Below are 18,378 nucleotides of genomic sequence, written 5' to 3' on the forward strand. Positions count from 1 at the left end.
TATAATCATATTTAACTTCATTTTTGGCCCATGAATAATTAAATACAATTTATGAATGAAGAAAGTAAATTAAGCTATATTCTCCTAGTCAAATTAATAAAATTATGATATCATTAACCAAGTTTTTATTATAAAAAAGTCAAGATTGTTTTATATAGTCTTAAGGATAAAAATAAAAATAAATATTATGTCTAGATATTCTTTTACAATCTATTCAATATTGCAATAAAAAAAATCAGACTTATTTTTATATCCTCAAGGAGAAAGTATGAATAGAGTAATTTCCACTTCTATAGCCGCAATAATAGCAATAACTGTAATGTTGAGTAGTTGTAATTCAAGCGAGGAAAAATCTAATACAGAAGATAAAGGGATTGAAGAAAATCAAAAATCAATTCCATCAACGCAAGAAATAAAAGAAACTCAAAAATCAATTCCATCAACGCAAGAAAAAAAAGAAACTCAAGCTACTCCAGCGGAAACTAAAACTAAGATAGAAAAACCACTTCAATTACCTCAATCTAATAAAACTGGTGGAGAAAATAAAAATACTGCTAGAAATGATACAACTGATGGAGAAAAATTAAGTAAAAATAAAGTAGAACACAGTAATAACCTTAAAAAAACAAGGTCTCAATCTAGTACAAAAAAAGAAAATAAAGAAAAAGAAGAAAAATTAGATAATAAAAAAAAGCTGAAGAAGAAACAACTGAAGAATAAAGAGAAAAATATAAAGAATAAACCGCTGAAAAAAGAAAATAAATTACATCAAAAAGAAACAACCCAAGATAAAGATAATCAAACTAAACTATCTAAAGATTAATTGAAAAAGTAACGCGGGACTATACATGACTATTACGAAGGAATAACTTCACCTGAAGCCGTTCCTAGTAATGACATTGAAGTCCCTCTTTTTATGATTATCCCTCCTCTTCTGCACAACTGTATCAATGTACTAAAATCCTAGGATATAAATGATACGGAATGTCGCAGAAGAAAAAATATCTAAAAAAGCCTCCTTCATTCTGCTTTATCTCCCTCCACGAACAATCCTCTTCACTCTGCTTGAAAAATGATGATCAACTTGAAAATAACGCTGATAAATTTTCCGATAAGAGAAATTAATAACGTAAAACAACAACTTAACTGATCCCTAACCAGAATCATACATATATGATATTACGATACCTTGAAAATACAAATCCCTAACCTTTTTATCACTAATTCTTCAACAATAGCTCTGCCTCAATCTCTCTTCTCGCAACCAACCCTTTCAACTTCTCGCAACCAACCCTTTCAACTTCTTTCCACCAGAAAAAACCCATCTTTTGCATTCATGAGATGCACTCTTCCAATCTTCAGAATCTACACATTTCCTTAAAGTTCTTGCCCGATATCTTCCAATTCCACAATTAAAAACAAAATCCCCAATATCTGATATGCGGTTTTCACCAGCATTAATAAGAATCGGGGAAACGGTAAATACTTGGCTTAAACACTTCGAAACATCCCATTTAAGAAGATCATCTGCTTGTTGTTCAGTTATGACCAAATTCTCAAAAACATCCTTACCAGTATGGCCATAACCGATAGTCCAAATACCAACCGGACATCGATAAGCGGATAGGAGAAGCCCTTCAAGTCTTTTGATTAAATCAATTAAAAGCTGTGGCATGATATTGACTCACGCAATCTATAGGTGTTATTTGTAGTACATTATATCATATTTGGAGAGGTAAAATATGGACATTAAAAAGCTAGGCTTAATATCAACTGTGGCCATGTTGTCAGTAACCGTATCTTTAGGTGGCTGTGATCTGTCGCAATCCGAAGCCCTAAGAAACAAAAAGAGATAATAAAAATTGAAGATAAAGTTAAACGTGACGATGCGATAAAGAAAGCCATTGAGCAAACAAAACATATCGGGGATATAAGAAGTGCGTTGGCGTCTTCAGAAATTCGAAATGACCCCAAATTGTGTGATATAGTAAGCCAAGAAATACTACGATCAATATTGAGTCATAGCCTAGACGACTAACACCATTTGATGAGCGTTAAGTGATCTAAAAGTAGATGAAGAATCTAAACCATCTAAAGTAGATGAAGGATCTAAAACAGCTGAAGTATATGAAGTAGCTGGTAACTCAGTAACTGAAACTAACTAACTCCTCTTCTTCTGCACAATTTTATCGGTGTACCAGAAACCAAGGATACAAGCGATAATATCTTGTTCAAATGGGCTTAAGATCGAAAGGGGGCTTCTGTCAAAGATGCCCTCTTTCACACCCATACTCCACCAGACCAATAACGGAAAAATAATCCAAAATAGTGTTGTAAGAGGACGGATTAAGGCGTTGATTAAGGCGTTAAAGGCATCAATCCATTGTATACCACTCTTGACTTGTTGAGCTTTTATTCTTGCTAATCTGATTGGCTGATCAACTTTAAGCTCTTCAATCCCCAATTTAATATCTGCAAGATCTAGTTGAGTAGAGCTTTGAATTCTAGTTTGCTCAAGCTTCATCTTCTCATATTCAATAGACCTCTTCTGCATGAGATGCTCAGAAATAACATCTATTGTTTTCTCAAATACCGAGGGAATAAAAAAATAAGAATCTTTTATAAAACAAATACAGTATTATCTATGTTTATACCTATGATAAAAAAAGCAATGTAACTTCTATGCTAGAGAGTTCACTCGAATAGAAAGTAAGGTTGATGATCTTTCTGATGTACCACAATAACAAAAGACTATTTTATTATTATAGAATGGTATCATTTCGTGTTACACCTGACATCTTTATCTGTTCGGAAATTAAAGATAAAAATTGCTCTTCATTCACGATTTCAATACCCAATTGGCGTGCTTTGTTAAGCTTTGATCCAGCATTATCACCCACTACAACAATATGAGTTTTATGCGAAATAGTAGATGAAACGATGGCACCTAATTGCTTAACAGCCTCTTGTGCTTGATGCCGTGTAATTTTTTGAAGAGTTCCTGTAAAGACCAATCTCTTATTGGCTAAAATTGAATTCCTTGAATTATCTTCCTGAGAATCCCAAACAGAAAGAGATATTTCGTTTAACAACGCTGCTATAGCACGATTATTCTCAGGATTCTGATAAAATGCTATAATAGACTGCGCCACCATATCCCCAACTAAAGCAACTTTTTTTAAAGAAACATCAGCATCATTTTTTTTATCAAGAATATTTTTTATTTCTGTTTCAAAATTTTGATAAGAACGATAAAACTGTGCCAAGGATCTAGCAATTTCTATGCCCACATGATGAATACCCAAAGAAAAGATAAATCTCTGCAAAGAAATATTACGCCTCTTATTAATAGAATCATAGAGATTGGTAACACTAACGTGCGCAAAACCAGGAATATTTTCAAGTTTTTTAAATGAAGTTTGTTGACGATGCTGTAACGTAAAAATATCGGCAGGAATCCGAATCGAAAAAGAGGGATCTTCTGATTTAAAGAAAAAATCCAGCTGTTTTTCTCCCAAACCTTCTATATTAAAAGCATCCCGCGACACGAAATATTTTAAATACTCCAACTGCTGTGCTGGACACATCAATCCTCCCGTACAATAGTGAGAAGAACCCAATTTTCCTGTTTTTGGATTAACAGCACGAACCACCTTACTCTGACAAACAGGACAAGAAGATGGAAAAGAAAACATCTGGGAATCAATAGGTCTCTCTTCCATAATAACATCTGTTACTTTAGGAATCACATCTCCTGCTCGTTTTACAAGAATCATATCCCCAATTCGAATATCTCTTCCTCCACGAATTATTTTACCTGATGAATCTAATCCTTTGATATAATTTTCATTATGTAATGTGGCATTACTGACAAAAACTCCACCCATATTGATTGATTCAAAACGAGCTATTGGCGTGAGCATACCCGTACGACCAATCTGAATATCAATTCCTAAAAGAGGTGTAGAGAATTCTTCGTCTGAAAATTTATGCGATATAGCCCAAATAGGACTACGCGAACGCTCTCCTAATTGTTGTTGCAAAGTAAAACTATCAACTTTATACACGATTCCATCAATATCATAAGGGAGAGAAGAACGAATTAATGCCGTTTCATCATAATAAGATACAATGCCCTCTAAGGTATGCGCTTGTTGAATTCTTTCATTTACAGGAAAACCCAAAGCTCGCATTTTCTGCAGCATCTCATATTGACCATCTGCGAACTTCTCAGATATTGTCCCTATTCCATGAACAAAAAACTTCAAATAACGGCTGATTCTACTCTTACTCGTTTGATTACGAGAACGTAACAATCCGGCAACTGTATTTCTAGGATTAGAATATAGTTTTTTCTTAGTCGTCCTCATTTCTTCATTAAGAACAAAAAAATCTTTTTTAGAGATGTAAATTTCACCCCGTACTTCAAAAATTTCTGGAACTTTGAATGATAAAACTTGTGGAATGATAGACATCATAGAAATGTTAGCACTCACATCCTCCCCAATATAACCATCTCCACGTAGCCCAGCATGAACAAATTTTCCCTGTTCATATCGTATACTAAGAGATGCTCCATCAATTTTAGGTTCAAGCGTAAAAACAATGCTGTTATAACAATCCTTTTTCAGATCACGATAAATTTTAGTCATAAAATAATTAATATCTTCGATCTGATGACTCTTTTCTAATGATCTCATTGGAGGAGAATGGGTAATTTTAAACAGTGAGAAGTTTTTTTCTCCCCCTATTTTATTGAGAGGTCCATTACTATCTGCAAGGGATGCAAATTCGGGAAAAGCCCGTGCGATAGCATCACAACGTTCCTTCAACTGGTCATATTCAAAATCCAAAATTTTAGGTTGTGAATGCTGATAATAGAGATCATCATGGTATGATATTTCATGTTGAAGAAAGGAAAGTTCTTTTTTCGCCTGTTCAGGGCTCAACTCTTCAATGGGAATAAATTTACGGTTTGCCATTTATTATTCCTAGAAAAATTCTTCTCTACATAAAAATTTACTCATCATTTTTGCGATAATTCAACAAGCCTTACGGCAGCGGCTCTTGCTTCTTCAGTCACATGACTTCCAGCCAACATCCGAGCAATCTCTTCACAGCGTTCTTGTGGTGTAAGGACTACAACAGTTGTTTCGGTTCTCTCCATATTTTCAAGGTTCTTCTTTTTGGATACGAGAAAATGTACATCGGCACGCGCTGCTACCTGTGGTGTGTGTGTAATAACCAACAATTGATTTTTCGTTGATAATTTCTTCAGGCGATATCCAATAGCATCAGCAACAGCACCTCCTACCCCTGAATCCACTTCATCAAACACCAAAGTAGGAACTGATCCTCGATCCACTAAAACAATTTTCAACGCTAATAGAAACCTTGATAATTCTCCTCCTGATGCTAATTTCATCAAAGGACCAGGGCTTTCTCCCAGATTAGTGCGAACGTAAAACTCAATTCTATCAATGCCGTGAAAAGAAATATCTTGTATATCTGATGTAATATTGACTATAAAAAGAACATTTTCTAACTTTAAAGCAGCAATCTCTTTCATAATATTTTTTTCTAATATTTTGGCAAAGTGACGCCTTTTTTCAGAAATATTTTGCGCTGCATGATTATAAACTTGTCGAGATTCATCAAGGGCACGTTCGAAAGAACACAATTCTTCACTTCCCGCATGAATATCATCAAGATCTTTTGCCATTTTCTTTACTAATTCAGGTATCTGATCAACAGAAACAGAATACTTTCGACTCATCGCACGCAATGCAAATAAACGTTCTTCAATATTTTCTAATTCTTGAGCATCATATTGAATTTCTGCAAATCTTTTTTCTATTTCGTGTTGTGCATCGGATAAATTTGCCTGTGCTTCATTTAAAAAAGAGATAGCCTCCGTCAACAAATCAGGAAATTCCGTATTTTTGCGTTCTAATCTTCGTAAAATTGAGCAAACAATTGCAATAGGCGATGAAGATTGATTGAAATCCTCTATAATACTTGCTAACTCAACAGCAATACGCTCTTTCTTTACAATCCTAGAACGCATTTCAGCCAATTGATTTTCCTCTTCTGGCTGAACAGCAAGCGACTGTAGTTCTTCTACCGAAAAACGTAAGAAGTCAATATCTTGAGCAGAAAATTTTTTTTTTGTTTTATACTCTTGCAATGCATCCGAAGCCTGACGCCAATTACGATATAATATTCCAAGATTATCAAGATCTTCTGCAAGATTAGCATAAGAATCAAGAATCTTACGATGCTCGCTAACATCAATGAGAGAACGATCCGCATGCTGACTATTTATTTCTATCAGCAGAGATCCTACTGAACGCATGAAGTTAACACTGACAAGCTGATCATTGACATAGGCTTTTGTGCGTCCATCAGGAAATTGCACACGACGCAATATCACATTATCTTCAAGAGTAATATTGGCTTCTGCAAACATATTTTTTAGTGCTTCAACAGGAGAAACGTCAAAAACAGCAATAACCTGTCCTTTTTCCGTATGACGACGAACCAGTCCTCCATCTCCTCTTCCTCCGATAGCAAGGAAGAGAGCATCTAATACAATAGATTTACCCGATCCAGTTTCTCCGCTCAGTATGGACAATCCTGCAGAAAAATCGATATCAAGATTCTCTATAATAACAATATTACGAATGGAAAGATGTGTCAGCATAAAGATATAATAGCAATTCTAAAATTAATTCTCTAGGGATATTCCCGGTTTTTATTTATTCAATTGCACAAGATCACTAACATAATCAGACCATAATCCCTTAGGATATTTTTGTTGAATCACAGATGCCATACTGGTTGCCTCATCAACTAATCCAAGCATAAAATATGCTTCTACAAGCCTAGCCATTGCCTCTTCCACCTGTTCTGTATCAAAATAATTTGCAATAACCAATTGAAACCGTAAAATGGCAGATACATATTCTTTATTTTTAAGATAGTAGCGCCCCACATACATTTCTTGACCCGCTAATTGATTCCTTCCAATACTCAGATAAAATTGAGCACCTTTGGAATAAGGAGATTTTGGATATTTTTCCAAAATTTCACTCATATATTGTACCATTGATTGTGTAGGGTGTTGATCATACGATACATTACGAATCTTCTGCGCATAAGACATGCCCACAAGATAATAGACATAGTCTATATCTTCTGAATTAGGATATTGAGCAATATATTCTTCGCCAAGCGATGCAGATGACAAATATTTTTTCGTCTTATACTTGGCAAAAGCAGACATCAATAAAGCTTTACGTGCGACATCATTAAAGGGCAATTCCTTTGAAAATGAATAAAACTCTTTAGAAGCTTTTTCAAAATTCTTATTTTCTAATAATTCTACTGCTTTTTCATAAAGATTACGCTGATATTTCTTATCTGAAATACTAGGAAAAATAAAATTTTGAGAAGGTTGATTCTGATGTTTACAACTTGCCAAAAAGGAAAGTGTACTAATAAAAAATATAGTTAATACAAATCTATACAACTAACATGCTCACTCTTCAAAAATAAAAATTAACTAACACCTTAATAGAATGAAATAACCAAATCATTATACTTTTTAACAACCATTCTATCCCATTAGATAAAATAAGAAAGGGTTAATCTTTCTATTTATCTGGATATACATAATCCTCAACGATTTCATAAGCATTCTTATCCGCAAAGAGAGCACATAAAGCCATATAATTTATTTTATGACTGACCCGATGCGAACGATAGCAACCTATCAACCGATTTCCAGATAATGCTATATCACCAATTGCATCCAGTGTTTTATGACGAACAAACTCTTCCCCTGAATAACGCAATCCTTCATCATTAATAATTTGGTCATCGGCAGAAATAACGATGCTATTTTCCAAAGAGGAACCTAATGCATAACCAGCTTGCCTATATTGATCAACATCTTGCAAAAAACCAAATGTACGAGCAGCACAAATCTCATCCCGAAAAACTTGTTTTGTTAAATTTCCTTCCCATTTCTGAAAACCTATGAGCTTACTCTTAAATTGAATAGAAATTTCAAAACGAGCAGTATCACAAGGGATAAACTCTGCCCAAGAATCACCATTTTTAACTCGAACAGGCTTAAGAATACGCATAAAACGACGCTTGGCTTGTAATGCTTTGATTCCAACACGCTCTATGCCTTCTACAAAAGCAAGGGCACTCCCGTCCATAATCGGAACTTCTGATTCATCCATTTCAATGATAACATTATCAATGCCATAAGCATGTAATGCTGCCATTAAATGTTCCGTTGTATGAATCTTGTAAGAACTTGATCCTAAAATAGTGCTTAAATTCGTTCCAACAACATTACTCCACGATGCCAATACAGAATCACAGACTTTTCCTGATTGTACAAGCTTAAATAATATTCCCACCCCTTCTGTTGCAGGGTGTAACTTTAAAGAAATACTTCTACCAAAATGGACTCCTATGCCCGTGATTGTTATGGAATCTGCAATCGTATGCTGTAATTCCAACAATTGATTATTTTGCAACATCTACATCCTAAAAATTTAATTTTACATCCTTATATCTTCAAAACCCCTTATCAAAGAGTTATAATTAACCAGATATACTTAAACTCAATTTAATGAGACTGACGACGTAAAAAAGCAGGTATTTCTAATTGATCTTTTTCATGATTGAAAGGTGATTTTGATTGTACATGAACATTCTCTTCTGAATCTTGAGGAGAAGAAACAATCTTCTCTTTCAAGTTAGAAACCGTAGCCTTATCTTTTAAAGGCGCAGAATCCCTCTTCGTAGATATATCTTCACGCAAACCAAAAGAGTGCGCAATACGTTTTATTAATGCCATAACACCCCGCTCTTCTATAGGATAATTTTCCTCTATAGATATTTTAGGAACATGCCGATGTGGATTAGAAGATTCGGGGATAATATCTTCATTAATAAAAAAATCTTTCTCCCCCTCTTTTACAGAAACATCTGTTTTATCATGATTAATATTATCCATCATTTCTTTATTTTGGATTAGACTAGAATCCTTAACGACTTCATTATCATGCGCAACATGATGATCATTCGTCAATTTACGAGAGGCAATATTGAATAGTTTTGAGTTTTCAAAAGGTTCATTCTCTGAATCAAGAGAGTTTTTTTGATCATCATCATCTTTATCTCTATGAAAACGATTGTCTATTCCCGTCGCAACAACAGATACACGGATGACGCCTTCAAGAGCCTCATCAAATGTAGCACCAAGAATAATATTTGCTTCAGAATCGACCTCTTCTCGAATACGTGTCGCAGCTTCATCAACTTCAAATAATGTAAGATCACTCCCACCTGTAATTGAAATCAACAATCCTTGCGATCCCTTCATCGAGGCTTCATCAAGCAATGGATTAGCCACTGCTGCCTCAGCAGCCTGTATACCACGTCCATGACCAGAAGCTTCTCCTGTTCCCATCATAGCGCGTCCCATATTGCGCATGACCGAACGAACGTCGGCAAAATCAAGATTAATCAAACCTTCTCTAATCATAAGATCCGTAATACAAGAAACACCCGAATAAAGAACTTGATCTGCCATAGAAAAAGCATCGACAAATGTTGTTTTATCAGTCGCAATTCGAAATAAATTTTGATTAGGAATAACAATCAACGTATCAACTGTTTCTTGCAATGCTTCTATCCCCGCTTCTGCTACACGCATACGCCGAGAACCTTCAAAGTGAAAAGGCTTCGTAACAACACCAACAGTTAAAACCCCTTTATTGCGTGCTATTTTGGCAATAATTGGTGCCGCTCCTGTACCTGTACCACCTCCCATGCCAGCGGTGACAAAACACATATGCGTTTTTTCTAAAATATTGGTAATTTCATCAATACATTCTTCTGCAGCGGCGCGACCAACTTCAGGATGAGATCCTGCCCCTAAACCTGCCGTAATTCCAGTTCCAAGCTGAATGATCCGATCAGCTTTTGACATTGTCAAAGCCTGTGCATCAGTATTAGCCACAATAAAATTAACTCCTTGGAGTCCTGATGAAACCATATTATTAACAGCGTTTCCGCCACCGCCGCCTACACCAAATACAGTTATCCGAGGTTTCAATTCAGTTATATCCACATTAGAGTGTTTTTCCACCATCTATCCATTCCTTCCTATTGATATTCTATGTTTTGATATTTCAGTTTAGAAAGGATCAAATAATATTTTGATTTTATATCCTTTAAAAATACAATGAAATATCCAAATTATGAACTCTTTCGAAACCATTTTCCTAATAAAGGAATCTTTTTTTATCCCACCTAAAAAAAGAATAATCTTCTCCTATATAATCAACTTCTTTTGCAACCAACTGTGGATATAACATTAATCCTATAGCCGTTGAAAAAGCGGCTCCCCTAGCTGAAAATGGCAATCCTGCAATGCCCATAGGCTTTCCTATTCGCACATTAGAACGCACCATTTGCCTAATCATCTCTTGTAAGCCAATTAATTGGCTAGCCCCCCCTGTCAAGACGATACGTTTGCCTGCCAAAGAACCAAAACCAGATTTGTGAATACGCCCGCTTATTAATTCAAAGATTTCTTCAATACGCGCCCGCACAATCCGAGAAATCATTGCTCTCGAAGCTTGAACGGGATTATTCTGATCATCATCAACAATAGCAGGAATAGATAAAATATCATGTTCATCTGCCAAACTAGGAATCACACTAGCATGCATAACCTTAAGACGCTCAGCATTCTCCCGAGATATAGATAATCCTCGTGCTAAATCATTGGTAACGTGAGATCCTCCGATAGCAATCATATCAGTATAAACTAATTTTCCTTCGTTAAAAACTGCTATCTTCGTCGTTCCACCCCCCATATCAATAACGATACAACCTAAATCAAATTCATCATCTACAAGAACAGCCAAACCACTGGCATAAGGCGATGCAACCATCTTGGCAACGGAAAGATGAGATCGATTAATAGCCACCTCTAGGTTTCTAAGCGCAGACTTTTCTACCGATACCATATGCATATCCACACCTACTTTTTCACCAAACATCGATATAGGAGATTTGATACCTGATTTTCCATCCAAAGAATAATCACTCACCATAGAATGTAGTAAGGTACGATTTTGCCCACATGAATAGCGTTTAGAATATTTTATAAGAGTATGAATGTCTGATTTTTTAACTTCTCTCCATCCTATTTTCATTTCAACATAATGTCGGCTAGATTCCAAATGTCCAGAAGAAACATTAACCAAAAGACTATCAACTATGCATCCTGCCATCTGTTCTGCAGAGTCAACAACTTGACGTACAACTCGTTCGACAGCATCAAGATCAACGATCGAACCCATTTTAACACCCTGTGATTGCTGACATCCAATGCCAATAATTTCAATTTGATGGGTTGTTCCTGGTAAAAGATCCGTTGCCTTTTTAGGGAAAAGCTTGCCTATCATACATACAGTTTTTGTAGAGCCAATATCTAATACTGAAATAATATATGTGCGATGAGATGATAGACCACTAATATATTGAGAATCGAAAGGAATTGTAAAAATACTCATTGTCCGCTCCTGCTCAATTCTTGATTACGTCTTTCAATAATTTCTTGACGATCTATGAATGAACCTGTCGTCAAACGAATAGCCATACGATCAGGCAATCTCATATCAATGACGGAAATATCTCTATCCAGAATTTTATATTTATCCTGTAATTCAAGAAGATGAGACAACGCTATATTCAACCCTTCTTCTGGAAGTTTTATAGTTATACCATTGTGGAGATGCAAATTCCATCGCCTTTCTGAAACCCAATTATATGCCTTAACAAACTGAGCAATACCTGAAAAAGCTAATAATTTTTCAAAGGACTTAATCTCTTTGTTGGCATTTTTTCCAATCAATATAGGCAAATGCATAAATTTTGTATTCTTTACCGCCACAATTACATTTCCATTTTTATCGATTAGAGAAAGATTGTTATTATCTTGCCATATTGCATAAGGATCACGTTCTATCAGACGAATTTCAATTGTATCAGGATAAAGCCTATGAATCTCAGCATGGGCAATCCATGGCAAAGCCAATAAATTCTTTTGAATTTTTACCCCATCAAAGGAAAGCACTGATTCAGATTTATCGAGTTCTAAAAGACGAATAACATCTCCTTCCGACGTTTCAACATTACCAATAATTCTAATTTTATCGATCGAAAAACCAAAGAAAGAATTGAACATATCAACGACTGAATGGGTATGCCCTCCAATGAATACGCCATATACCCCAACTGTCGCGAAGAAAAGAATAGTGATCATCAACCCAAAATAAGGAGGAAATATCTTGCCCAAAAAGGAACAAAAAATCAGAAAATTTCTCATGCCTCCCCAATCCATTGAAATAAAACACAAAGATAATGACACACCAACAGCAAAGCCAAATTTCCGATTAATGACTAAGAAATCTCTATGATTCAGCGCGAACATGAAGCATCCTCTAACATCCACAATAGAAGATCTCGAAAAGAATATCCCGCATACGCAGCCATTTCTGGAAAAATAGAAACATTTGTCATACCCGGTTGAGTATTAATTTCTAACCAAAAAATTTCTTTTGAAACAGGATCAAAGATAAAATCTGATCTACTAATTCCACGACAACCAATAGCTTGATGTGCCACAACAGAGATTCTTCGCACTTCCTGAAGGATACTCCATGGAATATTTGCTGGCAAAACATGTGAAGATACGGAAGATGAATACTTTGAATCATAAGTGTAGAAGTCTGATTTCTGTGAAACAATTTCAGTAACAGAAAGCGCTTGCTCTCCCATAATTCCACAGCTCAACTCAATACCATTAATATATTGTTCAACAAGCAACTGATCTCCATGAATCCATGATGAAGATTGTAATACATCCAAAGGAACGGATTCACCTTCTGTTACCACTATAACTCCTAAAGAAGACCCTCCTTTCAAAGGCTTAATGATATAAGGTGGCGACATAACGTGCTGAGAATCCATCGTGATGCGATTAACAAGAACCGAAGGACAAACCGATACACCAGAACTACTGACAATTTTCTTAGCACGCATCTTATCCATAGATAAAGCAGACGCTAATATACCAGAATGCGTATAAGGAATTTCCAAAAACTCTAATATAGATTGGATCAACCCATCTTCTCCAAAACCTCCATGCAAAGCATTAAAAGCAATATCTGGTTTCAAATGTGACAGAATGAGACCTATCGAACGATCAACATCAATCGAGGTTACTTTAAAGCCCCAATCCTCCAAAGCGGCAGCACAAACTCTTCCTGAAAGAAGACTGACGTCTCTTTCTGAAGAAATGCCTCCCATCAGAACAACTACGTGTTTATTTTTTATTTCTTCTTTGTTTACCATAAGCCGAAAATTAAACCATCTTCCCAACAACTAATGTAGTATTAAATACATCAAGGTTAATGAAGCGTTCATTTTTCTTAATTTTTCTTCAAAAAAACCATTTTTCATCTTTTAGTGTCACATCAATACATGCAAAACTAAAAAAATATCTTCTAAATCAGTGAGCGATTTTTTAATTCATACAATAAATCTTCATTAATACGATAGATTTATCCTGCAATGGACTTTTATTACTATATCTCTAACCTTAGCCTCTGCCCCTCTCGTTCTAGTCTCTTTTTCAAAAGAAACGTCCTATCCTTTGTTTTCTTTGTCGTTAGACTTCATCTCTCTTTTATCCTCTCATGCTCAGCTAAAATGTCAGTAAGAGATTGACCAGAAGCAATCTCATCCAAAATTTTTTGAATATATTCGCACACGTCTGTCAGTTCTTTTGTTAATGAATTTGACTCTATTGGAAAGAACGAGAAGATAATCATGCGACAGGTACAATGAACGTATTGTATCTTTCTTTCTTAATGCAAATTGATTCATTACCAAGCTATGTGATTTTGATTACTACAACAAATCACTCCGAATAATTGAATCGTGCATTTTAGTGTAGGTTTTAATTTCACCTTAATTGTCTCTCCGCTATAACTAAATAATTAGTCGATTTTATTGATCAATGGACTGAAAGACTAAACAAGAAAATTAGCACTAGTATTATCAAAAATTTGGGTAAAATAAATTGCACAAAAGCAATAGAATTATATAAAAGTATAAAACGTGTACCAATATTTTATGCGAGATATCATTTGACTACGCTATTAATAATAAATTACGTATAGGAAACATGGTGATGGGAAACAGCGCTAATGACGACAGAAAAAAAAGTCCTCTCCCTAAACTGAATGCTTCAAAAGATACTGCGAAGAACAAGGGGGAAAGGGAAAAAATAAGTCAAAATAATAAAATGGTATTTCCTAAACGGTATCACGAGTATAAGAAAAAATCAGCTAAAGCTCGAAAGAAATTTAAAAGCATAGTACTGTGTGAGTGTTTATTGCTGGTAGCTATTCCTACTTTAGCCTATCTATCGTATTTTTGCCAATCTTTTTGGTCAAGACTTCTTCTCTTTGCATTGTCCTTGATAGGAGCACTAGCCTTGCCATACTTATTTAAAAAGAAAAACAAACTTGAGCATGAATGGTACGAAAATAAGACTAAAGAAGAATCCGTTAAAGCTATTTCTTGGCTGTATTGCATGGGAGCACCTCCTTATAAAGATCTTGATAAGGCCAAAGATCATTTCATCCGCGAACTGATCTTAATTTCTAAGGATCATGGCCTTATTGCGCTCGACGATGTGTATAAAATTAACAATGAGGGGGAACAAGAATTCTTCGACAATGCACAAAAGCTTAAAGATATGGGAATATACGATAGGCTTAAATTCTACATGGTGGAACGCGTTGACGATCAATGTTATTGGTACCTTAAAAAGTCATCCCAAAATAAGAAAAAAAGAATAATATTCGATATTCTTTTATTTATCTTGATGACTTCACTTCCTTTTGTAGCTCTGCTTTTTACACCATTAATTGGTATAGTGCTTGCTGTCGCTTTCTTCCTCGTAAAATGGAAAACAATTTTCAAATACAATGAGTTAGAAAAAGTATACTCAAGCACTGCTCAAGAAATAAACCTAATTAAACTAGACTACTTATATCCCCTAGCAAGACAAAAGGAATTTATTTTTGAAGATTTTGTCAGAGACATAGAACCTGCTTTCTCAAGGGAATACACGAGTCCATACGCAAGAAGAATATGAAAAACAAGAACAATTGAACTACTTTTGAAAAGTTGAAGTTGGCCTTTAACCTCACTCTCTTTTTCAGGGTTAAAAATATAGAAGAAAAGTTAAACTCAGCATGGAATAGCTTGTATCCGAATAATGACTACATTCTTTCAGATTGGATACCGAGATCGGAAATTTACGCAAATCAATGTTTTACTTCTCGGCATGAGTTGGATGATTTAAAGGGCAATATCTCTCTTTTGGCTCAATAAATATAATTTAAAAAATTAAGCAGTATCTACAATAGGACCAGTCATTCCAGAGCTATATGAGGAGTTCAAAAAAAACATGGATCATCACCTATTCCAGAAACGGAAAGCTTGTCCTCCGAAGAGTTTGGGGAAATTGACCAAAAGGATAGAAATATATTAGACGATGTTTTTGAATTTTATGGGCAGTTTTCCACATGGAAATTACGAAATATGACCCATACAGAAGCGCCATGGAAAGACGCCTATGAATAATCAGGTTACGGAACTCCTCTTGAGACAAAAGATATACGAAAATTCTTTTCCAAGAAATTAGTTGAAACAAATGGATACATCGATTATTATCGAAATTAACGGGACACCATTAGCGATTGTGATTTGATAGAGAACACAACACTGAGACATTAAATCTAGTGCCGTTTATGATGATGGTTGTTATGTATAATATTTAATTTTTAGATGATTGAGACCGCTCTATACTTTTAGGCACAATGATTTCATCACCGAAATAGATCCAATCCAACGATTTTTGTGTTGCGTATTTAATTTTAATGGCTGTTTCTATGCGTGGTTTTCTATGACCGTTTTCTATATTGTCTAAACCAGCGTATGACAATCCTATCAAATTTCCGAATTCTTTTAATGTCATGCCTTTATCTTTACGAATAGACTTAATACGGTTGCCTATCTCTACAGAGTTAAATTCTCTCTTTTTTACAACATCCCTGTACAGTCTATCGACATGCTCCCCGTCATATATCCAATCAAAACCAACTTTAAATTCATTACGCAGAAACAAGGCGTAGTTGATGCTGGTAGAGCATATGCCCCTTTCAAATTGACTTATAGCACTTCTCATAGTTTCTGACACTATAGCCATCTCTTTGGTGCTAATACCCTTATTTTTGCGTATATCTCTTATACGGATTCCTACCGTTTTCCAATAATGGCGTGTTTCTGGGGTGATGACCATTTGACCCCTATTTGAACAGTTAAAAATCAGATCATATCTCATAACCGCTTAATACTTTAACGCTTTGTAAATAATATCACCAGTTGAAAAGAAAATCAATTGTTTAGGGAGTTAGTTAAAAGAATGGAATAGAAAAACCATCCTATAAGCCTAACGGGTTGATACCATGGACACGAGAAGATATTCTATTGTTCCGTAACTATTGGAAAGAAGGAACTTTACCCCGCTTGGCTTTTGAATTATGTTTGTATACTGGGCTTAGATGCTCTGATGTTTGTAGAGTGAGTCGCCAACATTTTAAAGGCAACGTCTTTTCTATTCAAACTCAGAAAGTATGGACAATTGTAACCGTTGAGCTTCCTGAAATCGTAATAAAGCTTCTTGAGATTACTCCAACAGGGAAAGAAACCTTCATCGTCAATAGAGAGAAAGAAAAGATGATAGCTGTTTTTGGTCTAAGATAATAAGATAAAGGTTCGTAACCTATTGATTATTAGTAGTCGTAATGTAGTCTTATTATTAATATAATCTATTGATATTAAGATACTTTTCTATTTCTTGAGAATTTTATAACTTTTTGCAAGAGATGAAGTAAATCTTCGTAAGATAATTTAAAAGAAGATTTTATCCATTCTTTTTCACAGTAAGATAAAATATTTCCTATTTTTTTTCCTGGAGGAATCCCATATTTCAAAACGTCATCTCCTCTTAATGGAAAGAGGGGTTTAATCCAGTGCTCAATATCTAAAATGATTTGACGAATATGACATATTTCTTCCCGATCAAGATTTTTATAATTGAGGGAGAGAAAAATCTTTAATTTGATTACTACGATTTCTCTACCATAGAGATAAAAAAATCTCTTCATTTCTTGTATTGAAATTTTTTCCCTCTCGATATTAAAGCCTATACATGCAAGTAAAAAATATTTAATCTCACGGGGCAAACTTAATTTTTTGGCTATGGATATGATAGATTGCTTTTCTCTTAAAGGGATAAGAACGATAAAACGCAATAAAGGATCAATTTCCCATCCAAATACTTTTTCCCCCTCAATCACTTGTGATAATTGATCAATAGAAGAATCTTGTACGTTAAGAAATATTTCTTTGAATATTCCTCCATTGTGCATATACATAATGGCATGAAGCGGATTTTTTGCTTCTAATATTTTTTTTATTTCTAACCATATCCGTTCAGAAGATAATATTTTCAAACCTGCTTTAGCTTGTATGCTGGCTGCTAATCCATCAGGATCAATATCATGCTGTCCATAATGCGCAAAAAAACGAAAGAAGCGAAGAATACGAAGATAGTCTTCTAAAATTCTATGATGAGCGTTTCCAATGAACTTTATTGTACGATTCTTAAGATCATTCAAACCTCCAACATAATCAATAACCCTACCCGCCTGATCTGCATACAAAGCATTAATCGTAAAATCTCTTCTGAGAGAATCAGCCTTCCAATCATGCGTAAAGACAACTTTTGCATGGCGCCCATCCGTAATAAGATCACTTCTCAGAGTTGTGATATCAAAAGATTTTTTATTCTTTATTATTGTGACAGTTCCATAAGAAATGCCAGTTGGAATAACCTTGTAAGATGTCTGAGAAAAAATTTTCATAATAACTTCAGGGAGAATTGTCGTTGCAATATCAATATCTTGAACACTAAGATTCATCAAACTATTTCTAACAGCCCCCCCTACAATACAGGATTTATCTTTTCCCTGGTTAAGTAAAGAAAGAATATGTATTAGATCAGGATCACAAAACCATTTATGCTGGGCAATTGATACCATTATAACTCACTGAAATTATAGAGAATAACAACTCATAAGAGGAAAAATATTACTCAAAAAATATATGAAGATTGTTGATAATGATCAAATAAAAACATCT

Annotated in this window: 16 protein-coding genes; 4 read left to right on the forward strand and 12 right to left on the reverse strand. The window is 34.8% G+C overall.

What is annotated here, in order from left to right; translation table 11 throughout:
* The first annotated feature begins 268 nt into the window (after window positions 1-268).
* Window positions 269-823 (forward strand): hypothetical protein, encoded by a 555-nt coding sequence (locus tag CKC_RS03915; RefSeq protein WP_013462221.1) that lies wholly within the window; start codon window positions 269-271, stop codon window positions 821-823.
* 450 nt (window positions 824-1,273) lie between these two features.
* On the opposite strand, the gene CKC_RS03920 is transcribed toward CKC_RS03915, so the two are convergent.
* The 10 genes from CKC_RS03920 to CKC_RS03965 all read right to left on the reverse strand — a co-directional run bounded on the left by CKC_RS03920 (window position 1,274) and on the right by CKC_RS03965 (window position 13,434).
* Window positions 1,274-1,675: a lysozyme gene (locus CKC_RS03920; RefSeq protein WP_013462222.1), complete on the reverse strand. Its 402-nt coding sequence runs from the start codon at window positions 1,673-1,675 to the stop codon at window positions 1,274-1,276.
* Between the two features lie 486 nt (window positions 1,676-2,161).
* On the reverse strand, window positions 2,162-2,554 hold the full coding sequence (locus tag CKC_RS03925) for a hypothetical protein (protein ID WP_013462223.1): 393 nt from the start codon (window positions 2,552-2,554) through the stop codon (window positions 2,162-2,164).
* A 208-nt stretch (window positions 2,555-2,762) separates the two neighbouring features.
* Window positions 2,763-4,982 carry an NAD-dependent DNA ligase LigA gene (gene ligA, locus CKC_RS03930; protein ID WP_013462224.1) on the reverse strand — a complete coding sequence of 740 codons (2,220 nt, stop codon included), beginning with the start codon at window positions 4,980-4,982 and terminating at the stop codon, window positions 2,763-2,765.
* Between the two features lie 44 nt (window positions 4,983-5,026).
* Entirely contained in the window at window positions 5,027-6,703 is a 1,677-nt protein-coding gene (gene recN / locus CKC_RS03935) for a DNA repair protein RecN (RefSeq protein WP_013462225.1), read from the reverse strand.
* Between the two features lie 51 nt (window positions 6,704-6,754).
* Entirely contained in the window at window positions 6,755-7,483 is a 729-nt protein-coding gene (locus tag CKC_RS03940; RefSeq protein WP_244391943.1) for an outer membrane protein assembly factor BamD, read from the reverse strand.
* 172 nt (window positions 7,484-7,655) lie between these two features.
* Window positions 7,656-8,558, reverse strand: coding sequence for a UDP-3-O-acyl-N-acetylglucosamine deacetylase (gene lpxC, locus CKC_RS03945; RefSeq protein ID WP_013462227.1), 903 nt, complete (start codon window positions 8,556-8,558; stop codon window positions 7,656-7,658).
* An 89-nt stretch (window positions 8,559-8,647) separates the two neighbouring features.
* Window positions 8,648-10,177, reverse strand: coding sequence for a cell division protein FtsZ (gene ftsZ, locus CKC_RS03950; RefSeq protein WP_013462228.1), 1,530 nt, complete (start codon window positions 10,175-10,177; stop codon window positions 8,648-8,650).
* Between the two features lie 133 nt (window positions 10,178-10,310).
* Complete coding sequence (gene ftsA / locus CKC_RS03955) at window positions 10,311-11,609, reverse strand: cell division protein FtsA (RefSeq protein ID WP_013462229.1); 1,299 nt, start codon at window positions 11,607-11,609, stop codon at window positions 10,311-10,313.
* The gene (locus tag CKC_RS03960; protein WP_013462230.1) at window positions 11,606-12,529 is read right to left on the reverse strand and encodes a cell division protein FtsQ/DivIB; all 924 of its coding nucleotides are present in this window, start codon (window positions 12,527-12,529) and stop codon (window positions 11,606-11,608) included. The genes ftsA and CKC_RS03960 overlap by 4 nt, the downstream gene beginning before the upstream one ends.
* Window positions 12,517-13,434: a D-alanine--D-alanine ligase gene (locus tag CKC_RS03965; RefSeq protein WP_143827800.1), complete on the reverse strand. Its 918-nt coding sequence runs from the start codon at window positions 13,432-13,434 to the stop codon at window positions 12,517-12,519. The genes CKC_RS03960 and CKC_RS03965 overlap by 13 nt, the downstream gene beginning before the upstream one ends.
* 853 nt (window positions 13,435-14,287) lie before the next feature.
* Between CKC_RS03965 and CKC_RS03970 the strand changes: the two genes are divergently transcribed.
* Together CKC_RS03970 and CKC_RS06465 are read left to right on the forward strand one after the other, a co-directional pair.
* A complete protein-coding gene (locus tag CKC_RS03970) occupies window positions 14,288-15,265 on the forward strand; it encodes a DUF4231 domain-containing protein (protein WP_080550994.1) in 978 nt (325 codons plus the stop codon).
* Window positions 15,266-15,612: 347 nt separating this feature from the next.
* Entirely contained in the window at window positions 15,613-15,756 is a 144-nt protein-coding gene (locus CKC_RS06465; protein ID WP_013462234.1) for a type II toxin-antitoxin system antitoxin SocA domain-containing protein, read from the forward strand.
* Between the two features lie 193 nt (window positions 15,757-15,949).
* On the opposite strand, the gene CKC_RS03980 is transcribed toward CKC_RS06465, so the two are convergent.
* Window positions 15,950-16,474, reverse strand: coding sequence for a helix-turn-helix domain-containing protein (locus CKC_RS03980; protein ID WP_013462235.1), 525 nt, complete (start codon window positions 16,472-16,474; stop codon window positions 15,950-15,952).
* 188 nt (window positions 16,475-16,662) lie between these two features.
* On the opposite strand from CKC_RS03980, the gene CKC_RS03985 reads away from it, so the two are divergent.
* Entirely contained in the window at window positions 16,663-16,938 is a 276-nt protein-coding gene (locus tag CKC_RS03985) for a site-specific integrase (RefSeq protein WP_143827776.1), read from the forward strand.
* Window positions 16,939-17,012: 74 nt separating this feature from the next.
* On the opposite strand, the gene CKC_RS03990 is transcribed toward CKC_RS03985, so the two are convergent.
* Complete coding sequence (locus CKC_RS03990) at window positions 17,013-18,278, reverse strand: CCA tRNA nucleotidyltransferase (protein ID WP_013462237.1); 1,266 nt, start codon at window positions 18,276-18,278, stop codon at window positions 17,013-17,015.
* Window positions 18,279-18,378: the final 100 nt, after the last annotated feature.

This window comes from Candidatus Liberibacter solanacearum CLso-ZC1, assembly GCF_000183665.1.
GTDB classification, from domain to species: Bacteria; Pseudomonadota; Alphaproteobacteria; order Rhizobiales; family Rhizobiaceae; genus Liberibacter; species Liberibacter solanacearum.